Genomic DNA, 14,582 nt, shown 5'->3' with positions numbered 1-14,582 from the left:
AGGGATCAGTCCATGGCATCAGAAACGATCGTAAAATTTGCTTTTCTGGTCAATGGCTCTGATACCTATAAAAAAGTAAAGACTTTTTTCGTCAATATTCTGAACAGACCTGAATATCCCTATAAGAAATATCTTGACTCCTTCATGATCTTCCTGATCCTTACTTCCGTAGGGATCCTGGTCTATGAAGTGAGGAATCCTGTACCTGAATGGATGGATTTTTATGATATCTACTTGGTTTCCTTTATTTTTTTTATAGAATATATCGCTCGTATCTGGGTACATAACGATCTGCACAAGATCATTGTCAGTGATTATGAAAAAGCACTCTTCCTTCAAAAAAAGTTCTCACTCTGGCCGTCACTTAAAAAGGTCATCATAGGAAAACTCCGATATATGGTTACCCCGGCCGCCATCATAGACCTTCTGGCGATTCTGCCTGCCTACCGTCCTTTGAGAGTATTGCGTATTTTTGTACTTTTCCGTGTATTCAAACTGCTGCGCTATACCAAGAACATCAATCAGTTCGTAGAGGTTCTGAACAACAAACGTTTTGAACTGCTTACCCTTCTTTTCCTGCTTATCTTCATCGTCATGACGGCAGGTATCGCCATCTATGTATTCGAAGAGACGCAGAATCCCCATATCAATACACTGTTCGATGCTATCTACTGGGCGCTGGTGACCATCTCAACCGTCGGATACGGTGATATCTCCCCTGTCACGCATGAAGGACGGGTAGTATCTATGCTGATCATCGTTTCAGGTCTTGCAATGATCTCATTCGTCACCTCTGTCATTGTTTCGGCATTTTCCGAAAAATTGACGGAGCTCAAAGACAACCGTGTCATAGAAGAGATCAACACCAAAGATGCTTTTCTGATCATCTGCGGGTACGGACAGCTGGTGAAGATGTTCCTGAGACAGGAGCAGGAGCTGAACTATCCCTATGTGATCCTGGAGAAGGATCCTCAGAAAGTCAAGCAGGCACTGAAAGACGGATACAATGCCATAGAAGAGGATGCCAGCAGATATGATGTCCTAAGCAAGTTCAATATCAAGTATGCAAAGATCACAGTACTCTGTCTGACGCAGAGTGATATTGAGAATATCTATATTACACTCAATGCAAAGAGCCTTTCAAAGGATATCTTGGTCATTGCAAAGGCGATCGATGAGAATATGGAGAGAAAATATCTGCTTGCCGGTGCGGATCATGTCCTGAAACCGTCCCATGTTGCGAATGTCATGCTGGTGACTGCGATAAGCCAGCCGACCATGTACAATGCACTGGAAGCGATCCTTACCGGGAAGAGTATGGCACATATCGATGAAGTTACGGTCTATGAGGGGGGAAGTTTTGAAGGAAAACGGATAGAAGAGATACCGTTGAAAGAGAAAAAACTGCTTTTGATCGCACTCAAAAGAGAGAGCAGCGGTGCGTTCATCTTCAACCCCGGTAAAGAGCTGCTTCTTGAGAAGAATGATGTCATGGTGATCATGGGACTGAAGATCAGTGTGGATGATTTCAAAGAGATCCACCAGAGGGGATTGCTGTGAAAAAACGTGCATATATGATAGGATACGGAAAACAGGGAAAGATCATCGGTGAAGGATTGCAGAAGGACCAGTTCCGCATTACAGTCATAGAATCCGACAAAACACGGTATAAACAGGCAAAAGAGGATGGTTTTGCGGATGTTATGCTGATGGATGTCACCAAGGATGAAAACCTGGAAAAGCTGCTTGTAGAGAAAAAGGACCATCTTATCTGTGTGATGGATGACATCCATCTGAATGTCTATCTGACACTTACACTGCATGATCTGTTTCCCTCTTCTCCTATTGTTGCACTTTCCGACTCGATACATACCACGGAAAAACTCTATATGGCCGGTGCAACGAGGGTTATAGACCTTTACCGTGTGACCGCCAACCGTATCCATAATCTCCTGCGCAAGCCTGTTGCGACCAAACTGCTTGACGGGTTCATTCTGAATACCCATAATATCTCCTTTCGGGAGATCGAGATACCGAAAGATTCCTTTTTGGACGGAGTGATGGTGGATGAGGCTGATCTCTCCAAATACGGAATCATGCTGATCGGGATGATAGACAAAGAACTGAGCAACCATTTTATCTTTATTACCAGTGGAATATCCCATAAGCTGGACAGCGGTGATATACTGGTATGCATCGGTGAACAGGAAGACCTGGAACATTTTGAAGCAGTGATCGGAAGGAGTGAAGCATGAAAAAGGCGATTATAGGAGCAGGAAAATGGGAACTTGCTATTATTGGACACTATCTGAACAAAGTCCGGATAGCTACGCTGACGTTGTGCCGACTTCAGCAGTCGGCTCATGCAACGGGTTACATTGAAGGAGAATTTGCATGAAAATGGCTATTATAGGAGCAGGAAAATGGGGACAGGCATTGTATCATGCCTACAGTCAGAAGAATGATGTGGTGATCCATTCCCGTACGCCAAAAGAGATAGAGAATTTTGTCCCGCTGGATGAAGCACTGGACAGAGAGTATCTGGTCATGGCGATCCCTGCACAATTCGTACGGGAGTGGATGCAAAAGAACTTTGAGGATAGAGGACAAAAGGTACTGGTAGCTGCCAAAGGGATCGAAACTTCTACCGGAGCTTTTCTCAATGATATCTACGGTGAATTCATACCGAATGACCGGCTGGCATTTATCTCCGGTCCTTCTTTTGCTGCGGAAGTACAGCAGTCCCTTCCTACAGCACTGATGATAAGCTCTGCGAATACGGCACTGGCACAGCTCTTTGCAGATCATCTTCCTGATTTCATCAAAGGGTACGTGAGTGATGATGTGGTAGGGGCGGAAGTATCGGGTGCCTATAAAAATGTCATTGCCATAGCCGGCGGTGTCTGTGACGGGCTTGGACTCGGAAACAATGCCAGGGCGGCACTCATCTCAAGGGGATTGGTAGAAATGTCGCGTTTCGGAGTCTATTTCGGTGCAAAGATGGAGACTTTTCTCTCCCTGGGCGGTGCCGGGGATCTCTTTCTCACGGCAAGTTCCACTCTTTCAAGGAACTACAGGGTAGGATTGGGACTGGCAGAAGGTAAAAAAATGGAGGAGATACTTCAGGAACTGGGGGAAGTGGCAGAAGGTGTTCCTACCGCCAAAGCACTGCATAAAATAGCAGAAGAGAAAGAGATCTATCTGCCTATTGCCGAGGAAGTCTATGCGATGATAGAAGAGGGGAAGGATCCGCATCAGAGTGTGAAGGACCTGCTGCTGCCGCAGAAGCCGGACAGCCAGGATCCTGATCAGGAGTGATGAAAAGCATAAGATATTTTTATCTATGTATATATTAGTTAGTTTTTGATAGAATAGATATTAGGAGTACTTTCTATCATGTATTATAAACGGATATTCATCATACTGTTATGCTTCACTACCCTGCTTGTCTCTGAAGAGCCGGAACTTCCTACGCATATCATTCATTTTACCGGACAGGAACATTTTGATGAAGAGAGACTGCAGGATGCCCTGGGTGTTGAACACAGAAGTTTTTTCCAGTTCTGGAAAGAGGATACTCCCAGGATCAAAGACAAACTCCTTCTTACCCTGGGACCTTCACTGAAGAATTTTTATGATTCAGAAGGGTTTTACAATGCAACATTCAATATCAAAGAGACAAATACGACTGTAGAAGTAAAGATCGAAGAGAACAGTCCTATAAAGATCAGTGATATCAATATCAGCAGCGACTATGATCTTGCAGCAATGATCACTATCAAAAAAGGTGAGATATTCAGATCCAAAGATTTTGTGAATATCAAAAATACGATCATTGAAGCGTTGCTGAAAGACGGATATTGCAGTTATGATCTGGATACCAAAGCGTATGTCGATCTGGACAAACATACAGCAGATCTGAGATACAGACTGAAAAAAGGCGGTATCTGTACTTTCGGAAAGGTGACAGTAACAGGTTTGGAGAGTATCAGCCATGAGGTTGTAGAGTCAAGGGCCAGGGCAGCTGAAGGAGAACGGTTTGATACGGAACTGATCAAGGATACCTATGCGGCACTCTATGCTTTGGATGCCTTTGACAATGTACTGGTCAGGTATGACAGAAAATTCTATAATGTGGTACCTGTAGATATTAATATCACAGAGATAAAAAAGAGTCACCACTACCGTGTGGGTGCCGGATATGATACGTATGTGGGACCCCGGGTACAGGCAGAGTATGTTAAAAAGAATTTTCTGGGGAATGCACAGAAACTGAAGACAAAAGCTGCCTGGTCGGCCAAAGAACAATTGGTGGATCTGGAATTCTTCAAACCGGCATTCTTCAGTATGTATGGTTATTATATCGATCTGGGTGCAAAAACAGGATATTCGAATCTTGAATTTGAAGGTTTCAAAGAGGAGAAAGCCTATGGAAAGGTATTCCTGGGGTATACGAGTAAGAAACTGATACTCAGGACAGGTCTGACATTGGAAAATATCACTATTTCACTTTTGAATAATATGCAGGGAAATCCATTGTCCCATGCTATCAATGAAGGGACTTTTTTACTTTTCTACCCTTATATCAGTATGATCTATGACGGAAGAGATTCCAAACTCAATCCCAAGGAGGGGTATTATCTTTCTGCTTATCTGGAGTATGGTTTAGCGTATGATAACAAGGCGAGTGATTACATTAAAACCCTTTTTGAGGGAAGGTTCATCCATACCTTTGGTGAGCTGACCCTTGCTGTGGTAGGAAAAACAGGTTTCATAGAGGGGAATTCGGAGGAGCTTCCTGAATCAAAACTCTTTTTTGCAGGGGGATCCTTCTCCAACCGTGCCTACGGCTATAATGAGATGGGGGTGATCCTCTCCCCTGTCAAGTACAGTATAGAAGGGGCAATGACCATGGCGAATCTCTCTTTTGAGGCGGATTATCCTATATGGGGTGATGTGTACGGAGCACTGTTTACGGATAATACGATGCTGGATGAGGAGAGTTTCACTTTTTCAGGAGAGGTCATCAGCTCCGTTGGTGCAGGCATACGTTATATGACCCCTATAGGACCGTTCAAACTGGATGTGGGATTCAATGTACGTGATATATCACAGTATGGTATACAGTTCCAGATAGGACAATCATTTTGAGAGATATCAGTAGAGAAAGAAGAGGCAGAGAATGAGAAGTCTTCGGCGCATATTCTATGGGGCTCTCATAAGCTTTGCCGTACTGCTCCTGGCAATGGTCTTTGCGGCGAACTCCTCTTTTGTCATACAGAAAGCGGCAGAGCGTTTTGCACCTGACTATGAGATCTCCTACAGGAGTATTACAGGGAATATCCTTACGGGTGTCAGCATAAGCGGAGTGAAATTCAAGGGTGAACCTCTTGTTGAAGACCTGAATTTCAGGTGGGATACTTCCCGCCTGCTGTATAAGAGTATCACGATCCATAAGATCAATATCGATGCTTTGAATATCGATACGGCGAAACGTCTGGCGGCCGCTTTCATACAGGAGGATAACAGCAGTTCCGGCCCTTTTGGTTTTACTGTAAATGTAGGCAGGGTACATCTCAGTGTGGACCCTTTCCGGGAACAGGGGATCTTTGTCTCCAAAACGCTCCTGGATGCGAAAGAGATACAATATGCAGCAGAGAGACTGCAGATCGGGAATTTCGTATTTTTGACAGAGAGCAATATAAGCAGGATCGATGCGGAAGGGTCTTTGACGGGGGATACGCTCAGTTTTGAGCATCTGGTATGGACAGATATTGATACGCTGGCATTACAGAAACTTTTTTCCAATGAAAATAACGGGAGTGGCAGAACAGCATCTGCAGAGCAGAACCGTACGGAACAGAGTAAAGATGCTTCTCCTCTTCCCAAAACTGTTATCCTTAAATCTTTTCATGCAGATATACTTCCTGCAGTGTATGATCCTCTGCATGTGCTCAGACTGGTATTGGATGCCAGGGATCTCAGGTTTGATGCAGAAGCACTTTTGATTGAGAAAGGTTCTGTAGATCTCAAGGGAACAACGAATCTCAGTAATTTCAGGCATAGCGGAAAGATCAGGAACAACCGCTTGTCAGGCAGGATCGATCTGACACCGAACAAAAAGCTTTTCGAACTTTATGATCTTCCTCTGCGAAAAGAAGCCATAGGTGATATCATGGTTGATTTTAATGCATCCAAAGAACGTATCAGTGCAGATATAAGAGCGAAAGCAAAACATGTGCTGATCAGCAAAAACGGTGAATTCAACCTGGATGTGAACAGTATATTGAGCCATGTGGTCTATGATATCAGGAAGAATATACTTACGGCTGACTCCGATATGTTGATCACTACACCGTATGCAAAAGATATCTCTGTTACCAATATCTTTACAATGGATGGGGAAATAAGTTACAGGGGAGAGATCAAAGCAAAAGAGCTGATCGGTATTGATGCGAAATTCACCAAGCCTTTAAAAAATCTGAAGATCCGCTATAGCGGAGATAGTATGAAAGCCGGAATAGTAATGGCAGCAGACGGGGTTAAAGGAACTTTTGATTCGGCAGATCTTAAGAAAGGAGAATTGCATCTGGAAACGACCAAAGCGATTAGTGTAAATGAAATGGTGAGTCTGCCTGCAGAGCTGAACGGAAGCAAGGTCAATGTGACCTTCGATGCTCCTTTGGATTTCAAAAGGATCACTCCTGTAAAAGCCAAAGTAAAGATCCTCTCCAATATTGCGGATATAGATGCAGATATCGTATATGGAAAAACATTGGGGATCAAAGCGATAGCTCATCTGCCTGATCATTCCCTCCTGAGATCATGGAATGAAAATATCCGATGGGATGCGCTTGATCCTCTCAGGATCAATGCACTGTTGGCAGAGAGTAATGTTACACTTGAACTGGGATCCGAAGTACTTTCTTCAAAGATGAAATATGTTCTCGGGAAGGGAAAAGTCGATGGTGAGATCAAGCTGGCAGGTCTGGTCACGAAGGTAAAAGGGGTTGCCCGGAAAAAGATCACGGTCAATACGCATGTAGATTCGATGAAGTCTCTGTCGGACAGTGTACGGTCCTTTTATACCTTGGAGTATCTGCCGCCTCTTGAAGGTGCATTGGATCTTTCTCTGGATATTACAGCATTGAAACAGGCGGATATCACGCTTACTTCACCCAAGGTCATCTATCAGCCTGACAGGAAAACAGAACATCTCATCAATGATGTGAAGGTCAGGATAAGTCTTGAGCGCGCCAAAGTATTACTGAAAGAGTATAGTGTGACCTATAACAAAATGAAATTCTTTTCTACGAAACCTTCCCTCGTCAATCTGAAAGCGGATACGGTAGAGATCTCACCGTTCTGGCTGAATGATCAGCTTAAAGTGGTCGGAACATACGATCTGAAAAAGAAAAAAGGAAAAATGTCGGCAGAGGCATCATCACTGCATGTTGCACATGAATGGATCGACCTGGACAGTGCGGTCAGCCTCAATACGGAACTGGACGGCAATCAGACCTCTGTCAAGGGGGAGTTAACGCTGCTGGGAGGTGATATCCACTATGACCTCAGACAGAAAACCTTTGCTTCAGACAGTGATATCATCATTGTCCAGGAGAGAAAAAAAGTAAAGGAAAGCAGTCCTTTTACAGACAACCTCAGTATCTCCGTAAAGGTCAGAACGAAAAAACCGCTGGTCTATAGACAGGGGGATGTGAATATACAGGCGAAAGTCGATCTCGGGATAGAAAAAGCTGCAGGAACTGCTGTACTCGTTTTGGGAATGGTGGAATTACCGGCAGGGGGGAGTTATATCTTTCAGGATAAAAAATTCGTTCTGAAGCGAAGTTCTGTTTATTTTACAGGAGATATCAATCAGCCGATCCTGGATATCAAAGCAGAATACAAAACCGTTAAATATCTGATTTCAGTCTCGGTCACAGGTACACCGGATCTGCCGAATATCAACTTCAGTTCGGTTCCGTATCTGACAAGGGAGCAGATCCTCTCTGTGATCCTTTTTGATTCTGAAGCGGGAGCAGAGAGTAACAGCGGTGAGGAGATGATGAAGATGATGGGAGGGGCGATGGCAAAATCGGCACTCTCCAATGTAGGTATCAAACTCGACCATCTTGTTCTGGGGGCAGGGAACAGTGTGGAAGTAGGCAAAAAACTGACAGACAAGATCACGATCATCTATATCAATGATGAAGTCTCCAGTGTGAGGCTGAAATATGACTACAGCAGAAATATCGAAAGTGTCATCACGATCAGCCCGGAATCAAGTTCCGGAGATATCTTTTACAAAGGGGATTTCTAACCCGGATCAACAACATGTATTCCGGATATCAATATGAAACCACGGGAGCACACAGGGGTGCTCCCCTACGATAAAATGTGAAATCGATAAAACCTGATTACCCAAAACTGCACTTCGGATCAGGAGAGTCTGTTCCTGAAATCTTCATATCCGAACTCACGTACGACCTCTATCGTTCCGTCCTCTCTTTCTATGGCAATATCGGGAAGTCTGATACCGTTGAAGGTCGTGGCTTTGACCATAGTGTAGTGCATCTGGTCTTCAAAGATAATCTTGTCGCCTATATTCAGCGGAGCATCAAAACTGTAGTCTCCCATGATATCCCCTGCCAGACAGGTATTGCCTGCCAGACGGTAGGTATGCGCTTTCTCTCCGGCTTTGCCTGCTCCACGTACTTCTGCACGGTAAGGCATGATGATAGTATCAGGCATATGGGCTTCTGCCGAAGAGTCCAGGATAGCGATATCCATACCGTTATGAACAATATCCAGGACCGTAGTGATCAGGGTACCTGTCTCCCAGCCGATGGCTTCACCGGGTTCGAGATAGACTTCTACATCATATTTTTCCTTGAAGTTACGAATAAGGGTAATGAGTTTCTCTATATCATATCCTTTGCGAGTGATATGGTGTCCTCCTCCGAAATTGATCCATTTCATTCTGGGAATATAGGTACCGAACTTCTCTTCAAAATTCTTCAGTACATGTTCCAGTGCATCACTGTCCTGTTCACAGAGTGCATGAAAATGAAAGCCTTCACACTTTTCAAGAACAGACTCGTCAAAGTTCTCTTTTGTCGTACCCAGCCTGGAATTCAGGCCACAGGGATTATAGATCTCCCTGGGTGATGCGGAATACTCGGGATTGAGGCGTAAGCCCAGAGAGAGTTTCGGATTTGTCTTTTTTGCCTGCGGGGCAAAGCGTTTGAACTGTGCAGGGGAGTTGAAGACCAGATGATGGGATATCTGTGCGATCTCTTCGATCTCCTCTTCTTTGAAAGCAGGAGAGTAGGTATGTACCTCTTTTCCAAATGTCTCATGGGCCAGTTTAGCTTCATGGAGGCCGCTGGCGCAGCATCCGTCAAGATACTGGCTGATCAGGGGAAAGCTTTTCCATAAGGCATAGCCTTTCAGTGCCAGAAGGATATGTGCACCGGTGCTCTGCCTGATCTTCTGCATCACTTCAAGGTTTTTTCTGAGTAAATCCTCTTCCAGCAACCAGCAGGGAGAGGGCAAATTGTCGTTATCTGTGTGATTCATAAGGAATTATAGCAACAGAAGCTAAAATATTTTGATATAATTCCCGATAGCGTATAAAACTTGATAAGAGAAAGGGCATACTGAATGGAAGTAAGAGAAAATGAAATGCAGAGAGATAACCTGAGATTTAACGGAAATGATATTGAATTGGCAGCTAAAATGGTAGATAAGCTTTCAACAACCATAGACATTCTTTACTATCTTATGGACCGTGGAGAAGAACGTGCTTTTGTCATGATGCTTATCTCGGGAAAAAATGTAGATATGAAGAGATTGCTGACAAAAGAAAAACGGAATACAGATATTCTGTTCGAAATCGATGAAGAATCATCTCTGTATGCCGTGATATGCCAGGATACCAAGATAGACGGAGGATATCATTTCGCAGAAAGAATGCTTCGCAATATGCTGATGAATAACGGTGAAGATATCTATTGTACGGAACTTGAAGTAAGAACGTCTACCCACAGTATCAAATATGTTATTTTCAAACTGATTGAAACCTATATAAAAGCAAAAAAGGATAAAAAGCATGGAGAGATTATTTTCAAATCACTGCATTAATTAGTATGCTTTAAGCCATATTAAGGTAAAATCGCGTCCAAATAATACCATGCAAGATTGCAGGTAGAACAGAATAAGGATAATTCAAGATGAAAAGAACATACCAACCGCATAATACACCAAGAAAAAGAACGCACGGATTCAGAACAAGAATGAAAACCAAAAATGGTAGAAAAGTGATCTCTGCAAGAAGAGCCAAAGGTAGAAAAAGACTGGCAGTATAAAAACCGGCAGGTCAGTACTATCAGTTCTATTAAGCATTTTACTAGGATCAAGACTAGTAAAGAGTTCAATGGAGTGTATCATCGCTCCTCTAAAAGCTGGCACACTCCCTATTTTGTACTTTTCTATAAGAGGGGTACAGGGTATCATGTAGGTTTTGTCGCCAGTAAAAAAATTGGAAATGCAGTTCGCAGAAATAGAGCAAAGCGTTTGCTTAGAGCACATTTCATCGAAAATATTGACATGCTGGCCGAAGGGTCCTATGTCCTGGTTGCAAAACCGGCTCTTTTAACCGAAAGTTTTTTAGAGACTCATAAATCATATCTTCATGCACTTAAAAAGTGTTCTGCATTAAAACAGATTTAACGAATTTAACACTATACTATCGACGATAACTAACTAAAGGCATAATTTTGGAACAACAAGATTTAAACAAACGACTTCTTCTCGCACTTGCGCTCTCCTTTTTGGTATTTGTAGGCTATAGCTATCTTTTCCCACCGCAAAAAGCGGCACAACCTACAGAAGAGACTGCAAAAACACACCAGACACCTAAAGTTTCAACTCCTGCTCTTAATACTCCTGCGCCAACAGCTGAAGCGAAAACAAACAATGCTCCCGGCACTTCATCAAGTCTGACAACTTTGGCGACAGTAGTATCGGATACATTCAAAATGGATATTGATGAATTCGGACGTATTGCACGCTTTGAACTTTTGGAAGAGAAGTATAAGGATGAAGAAGGAAAAAATCTTCAGATCCTTGGTGCACAGGAAGTCAAACCTTTGGAGATCAGATTTTCAGACAGCAGACTGAATGAAGAAGCATTTAAAACACCGTATACCAACAGCGGCAGTACAACAGTAGATGTCATTTCTTCTGCCAAAACGGTGACACTGGTACAGAAACTCTCTTCGGTAACAGTGACTAAAAAGATCACAGTGAAACCGAATGGTGCCTATGATATTGATGTCTCCCTCTCTTCCGCTGTACCGTATTTCATTACACCGGGCCACAGACCGATGGCAGATACATCCATGTATATGCTTGTAAGGGGTGCTTTGATAAAAGGTGCCGACAATGTCATCACTACTATAGAAGACGGTGATGCCAAAGGGGATGAAACGGTCAAGAATGCCAAGATCGCTTCGGCATTTGACAGATACGTAGCTACCATGTTCTATGACTTTGATAAAGGAATGAATGTTTCTATCTTAAAAGAGAAAGATGATAATCCTCTTATCTTTGTTGAAGGAAGTCAGAATCTTCATCTTGGCGGCTATATTGGGCCTAAAGAATATAAAATACTTAAGGCAATCAATCCGGAATTGACAGATACGATTGAGTTTGGTTTCTTTACTTTCCTTTCAAAACCTTTCTTTAAAGTGCTTTTATGGATCCAGGATATAGTGGGCAACTGGGGATGGACGATCATACTCTTTACACTGCTTGTAAAGCTGATACTTTTCCCTCTCTCATACAAGGGTATGATGTCTATGCAAAAACTTAAAGACCTGGCACCTAAGATGAAAGAGCTTAAGGAAAAGTATAAAGGTGATCCTGCAAAACTGAATGTACAGATGATGGAAATGTATAAGAAGAACGGTGCGAATCCAATGGGCGGTTGTCTGCCTATGCTTCTTCAGATCCCTGTTTTCTTTGCACTTTACCGTGTACTTTTGAATGCAGATGAACTTCAGGGGGCAGCATGGATCCCGGTATGGATCAATGACCTTTCCGCAGCGGATCCGTACTATATCCTGCCTGTTCTGATGGGTGCGTCCATGTGGTTCCAGCAAAAGATCACACCGAATAACTTTACCGATCCGCTTCAAGAGAAGATCTTCCAGTGGTTCCCTGTACTGATGGCCGGTATGTTCATCATTATGCCTTTCCCGTCAGGGCTCGTACTTTACTGGGTTGTGAACAATATCTTTACGATCGGTCAGCAGTATGTGATCAACAATGCGTATGCAAAACATAAAGCAGCGGTTGTCGCAGCGCATAAAAAGGGAAAGGATAGCTGATGAAAAGGGTTGAAGCACCTACACTTGAAGAAGCGTATGAAGAAGCTGCAACACAATTGGCATGTTCCATTACCGATCTTGAATATGAGGTCATTCAGTATCCTTCAAAAGGCATCTTGGGCTTTTTAAAGAAAAAAGCCGTCATTATAGCTATCTGTAAAAGAAAGGCTGAGGAAGAAGTAAAAAAAGCGTATACTGTTCCTCCTGTGAGTGAAGAAGAGAGTGTTGCTTCCGAAATCATTTCTGCAGTGAAAGAAGAAGCGGTTGAAGAGGAATCGGAAACACTCCATGAAGAAGAAAAGTATGAAAAAAATGCTGTCCTGGACAGTTTTTTTGAAGCTGACAGAGATAAAGATGAAGAGGAATTCATTGAAGAGAGTGTGGTGTATGATGAATTGGCACTGCTCATTGAAGATCAGCTGAAAGAGCTTCTTTCCCACTCATGTTTTGAGATAGATGTGGTTGAAGTGGATGTCAGGGACAACACGGCACTGATATTCATAGATGGTGATGATGCCGCACTTCTCATAGGAAAAGAGGGGTATCGCTATAATGCACTCTCCTATATGATCTTCAACTGGCTGCATACAAAATATGAACTCTTTATCAAACTTGAGATCGCAGAATTCCTTACTTCGCAACAGGAGATGATCCGCAACTATATCAAACCGGTCATAGAGAACATAGAAAAACACGGAAGAGGAAAAACACGCAATCTTGACGGTATTCTGGTACAGATCGCACTGGAACAGCTGCGTGAAGCCTTTCCTGACAAATATGTGGCAGTTAAAACCGGACGGGAAGGCAAAAAATTCATTGTCATAAATGAATTTAACAATAAAAGCCATGCATAACAGTATTGCTGCCATTGCTACAGCATATGGCGTCTCTTCCATCTCTATTATCAGAGTAAGCGGAGATGCCGCATTGGATATAGCCCGCAAGCTCTCACATCTGGACAATATTACTCCCCGATATGCACATCTTGCTTCTCTCTATACGGCGGACAATACGCTCATAGATCAGGCGATCATGATCTACTTTGCCGCACCGCACAGTTTTACCGGTGAAGAGATAGTGGAATTCCAGTGTCATGGAGGGATGATCGTTGCACAGGAGATACTTGACACCATACGCTCTTACGGGGTAAGGCTTGCAGAACCGGGAGAATTTTCCAAACGGGCATTCCTTAACGGCAAGATCGACCTTACCGAAGCAGAAGCGATCTCCAAACTGATCGAAGCAAAAAGTGTAGATGCAGCCAAGATACTGGCAAAACAGATGAAAGGCGAATTGAAAACCTTTGTGGATGAAAGCAGGGATGCTTTGCTGAGATCCCTGGCCTATTCTGAAGTGATGATTGATTATGCGGAAGAAGATATCCCTGAGGATATCATGGATAATATTATCCGTCAACTGGATGCATTGACAGAGAAGATGGAACAGATCGTAGAGGCAAGTCACCGCAGAAGAGGACTTATAGAAGGATTTAAAGTCGCTATTATCGGTAAGCCGAATGTGGGTAAAAGTTCTTTGCTGAATGCACTGCTTTCTTATGAGAGAGCGATCGTAAGCGATATTGCGGGAACTACGAGAGATACGATCGAAGAGCAGGTACGTATCGGTTCGCATATCATCAGACTGGTAGATACGGCAGGGATACGTGAATCAGAAGATACAATAGAGAAGATAGGTATAGAACGTTCTATGAGCTCAGTGGAAGATGCAGATGTGATCATTGCGCTCTTTGACGGTTCCAGACCGTTTGATACGGAAGATGAAAAGATACTCTCCATTATTGAATCACTGGAAGATAAACATTGCATTGTTGCACTCAACAAGTCAGATCTCGATATCTGTTTTGACAGGTCGAAGATAGCAGCGTATGATCCGCTTGAAGTCAGTGCGAAAAAGGGTTTTGTCAAACTTACAGAGAGGCTAGAACTGCTTTTTGACGGGATAGGCGAGGGTGAAGAACTGATGCTTATCTCCGCACGTCAGATAGAAGCTGTAACGAAAGCAGCCTCTGCGATAGGAGAAGCAAAAATACCGCTTCTTAACGGAGAATTGGAGTTTTTCTCCTATCATTTACAGGAAGCTGTAAAAGCGATCTCTTCCATCTCCAAACCTTATGACAGTGAAGAGATACTGGACAAAATGTTCGGTGAATTCTGTTTGGGGAAATAA

13 protein-coding genes are annotated in these 14,582 nt (G+C 43.2%); 12 read left to right on the top strand and 1 reads right to left on the bottom strand.

What is annotated here, in order from left to right:
- Positions 1-12: 12 nt before the first annotated feature.
- The 6 genes from ACZ48W_RS02310 to ACZ48W_RS02285 all read left to right on the top strand — a co-directional run bounded on the left by ACZ48W_RS02310 (position 13) and on the right by ACZ48W_RS02285 (position 8,323).
- Positions 13-1,560, top strand: a complete 1,548-nt coding sequence (locus tag ACZ48W_RS02310) for an ion transporter (protein ID WP_464829475.1) — start codon at positions 13-15, stop codon at positions 1,558-1,560.
- The gene (locus ACZ48W_RS02305; RefSeq protein ID WP_464829473.1) at positions 1,557-2,255 is read left to right on the top strand and encodes a potassium channel family protein; all 699 of its coding nucleotides are present in this window, start codon (positions 1,557-1,559) and stop codon (positions 2,253-2,255) included. Before ACZ48W_RS02310 ends, ACZ48W_RS02305 begins: the two co-directional genes overlap by 4 nt.
- On the top strand, positions 2,252-2,398 hold the full coding sequence (locus tag ACZ48W_RS02300; RefSeq protein ID WP_464829471.1) for a hypothetical protein: 147 nt from the start codon (positions 2,252-2,254) through the stop codon (positions 2,396-2,398). Before ACZ48W_RS02305 ends, ACZ48W_RS02300 begins: the two co-directional genes overlap by 4 nt.
- Complete coding sequence (locus ACZ48W_RS02295; protein ID WP_464829467.1) at positions 2,395-3,318, top strand: NAD(P)H-dependent glycerol-3-phosphate dehydrogenase; 924 nt, start codon at positions 2,395-2,397, stop codon at positions 3,316-3,318. The genes ACZ48W_RS02300 and ACZ48W_RS02295 overlap by 4 nt, the downstream gene beginning before the upstream one ends.
- 78 nt (positions 3,319-3,396) lie before the next feature.
- A complete protein-coding gene (locus ACZ48W_RS02290; RefSeq protein ID WP_464829464.1) occupies positions 3,397-5,151 on the top strand; it encodes an autotransporter assembly complex protein TamA in 1,755 nt (584 codons plus the stop codon).
- Between the two features lie 31 nt (positions 5,152-5,182).
- The gene (locus tag ACZ48W_RS02285; protein WP_464829461.1) at positions 5,183-8,323 is read left to right on the top strand and encodes a translocation/assembly module TamB domain-containing protein; all 3,141 of its coding nucleotides are present in this window, start codon (positions 5,183-5,185) and stop codon (positions 8,321-8,323) included.
- Positions 8,324-8,442: 119 nt separating this feature from the next.
- On the opposite strand, the gene nspC is transcribed toward ACZ48W_RS02285, so the two are convergent.
- Positions 8,443-9,582 carry a carboxynorspermidine decarboxylase gene (gene nspC / locus ACZ48W_RS02280; RefSeq protein ID WP_464829457.1) on the bottom strand — a complete coding sequence of 380 codons (1,140 nt, stop codon included), beginning with the start codon at positions 9,580-9,582 and terminating at the stop codon, positions 8,443-8,445.
- A gap of 84 nt (positions 9,583-9,666) precedes the next feature.
- On the opposite strand from nspC, the gene ACZ48W_RS02275 reads away from it, so the two are divergent.
- The 6 genes from ACZ48W_RS02275 to mnmE all read left to right on the top strand — a co-directional run bounded on the left by ACZ48W_RS02275 (position 9,667) and on the right by mnmE (position 14,582).
- Positions 9,667-10,146, top strand: coding sequence for a hypothetical protein (locus ACZ48W_RS02275; protein ID WP_464829455.1), 480 nt, complete (start codon positions 9,667-9,669; stop codon positions 10,144-10,146).
- Between the two features lie 89 nt (positions 10,147-10,235).
- On the top strand, positions 10,236-10,370 hold the full coding sequence (rpmH, locus tag ACZ48W_RS02270; RefSeq protein ID WP_067328544.1) for a 50S ribosomal protein L34: 135 nt from the start codon (positions 10,236-10,238) through the stop codon (positions 10,368-10,370).
- Positions 10,330-10,734 (top strand): ribonuclease P protein component, encoded by a 405-nt coding sequence (gene rnpA, locus ACZ48W_RS02265; protein WP_464830459.1) that lies wholly within the window; start codon positions 10,330-10,332, stop codon positions 10,732-10,734. Before rpmH ends, rnpA begins: the two co-directional genes overlap by 41 nt.
- A 47-nt stretch (positions 10,735-10,781) precedes the next feature.
- Positions 10,782-12,395 (top strand): membrane protein insertase YidC, encoded by a 1,614-nt coding sequence (gene yidC / locus ACZ48W_RS02260; protein ID WP_464829452.1) that lies wholly within the window; start codon positions 10,782-10,784, stop codon positions 12,393-12,395.
- Entirely contained in the window at positions 12,395-13,249 is an 855-nt protein-coding gene (locus tag ACZ48W_RS02255) for a Jag N-terminal domain-containing protein (RefSeq protein ID WP_464829449.1), read from the top strand. The genes yidC and ACZ48W_RS02255 overlap by 1 nt, the downstream gene beginning before the upstream one ends.
- Complete coding sequence (gene mnmE, locus ACZ48W_RS02250) at positions 13,242-14,582, top strand: tRNA uridine-5-carboxymethylaminomethyl(34) synthesis GTPase MnmE (RefSeq protein ID WP_464830458.1); 1,341 nt, start codon at positions 13,242-13,244, stop codon at positions 14,580-14,582. The genes ACZ48W_RS02255 and mnmE overlap by 8 nt, the downstream gene beginning before the upstream one ends.

The organism is Sulfurovum aggregans (genome assembly GCF_055385215.1).
The sequence above is the reverse complement of the archived record's forward strand: the minus strand, read 5'-3'. Positions and strand labels throughout refer to the sequence as shown.

Coding starts and splice junctions, on each gene's coding strand:
- ACZ48W_RS02310 (WP_464829475.1), top strand. CDS start 13: ATGGCATCAGAAACGATCGTAAAATTTGCTTTTCTGGTCAATGGCTCT.
- ACZ48W_RS02300 (WP_464829471.1), top strand. CDS start 2,252: ATGAAAAAGGCGATTATAGGAGCAGGAAAATGGGAACTTGCTATTATT.
- ACZ48W_RS02295 (WP_464829467.1), top strand. CDS start 2,395: ATGAAAATGGCTATTATAGGAGCAGGAAAATGGGGACAGGCATTGTAT.
- ACZ48W_RS02290 (WP_464829464.1), top strand. CDS start 3,397: ATGTATTATAAACGGATATTCATCATACTGTTATGCTTCACTACCCTG.
- ACZ48W_RS02285 (WP_464829461.1), top strand. CDS start 5,183: ATGAGAAGTCTTCGGCGCATATTCTATGGGGCTCTCATAAGCTTTGCC.
- nspC (WP_464829457.1), bottom strand. CDS start 9,582: ATGAATCACACAGATAACGACAATTTGCCCTCTCCCTGCTGGTTGCTG.
- ACZ48W_RS02275 (WP_464829455.1), top strand. CDS start 9,667: ATGGAAGTAAGAGAAAATGAAATGCAGAGAGATAACCTGAGATTTAAC.
- rpmH (WP_067328544.1), top strand. CDS start 10,236: ATGAAAAGAACATACCAACCGCATAATACACCAAGAAAAAGAACGCAC.
- ACZ48W_RS02255 (WP_464829449.1), top strand. CDS start 12,395: ATGAAAAGGGTTGAAGCACCTACACTTGAAGAAGCGTATGAAGAAGCT.
- mnmE (WP_464830458.1), top strand. CDS start 13,242: ATGCATAACAGTATTGCTGCCATTGCTACAGCATATGGCGTCTCTTCC.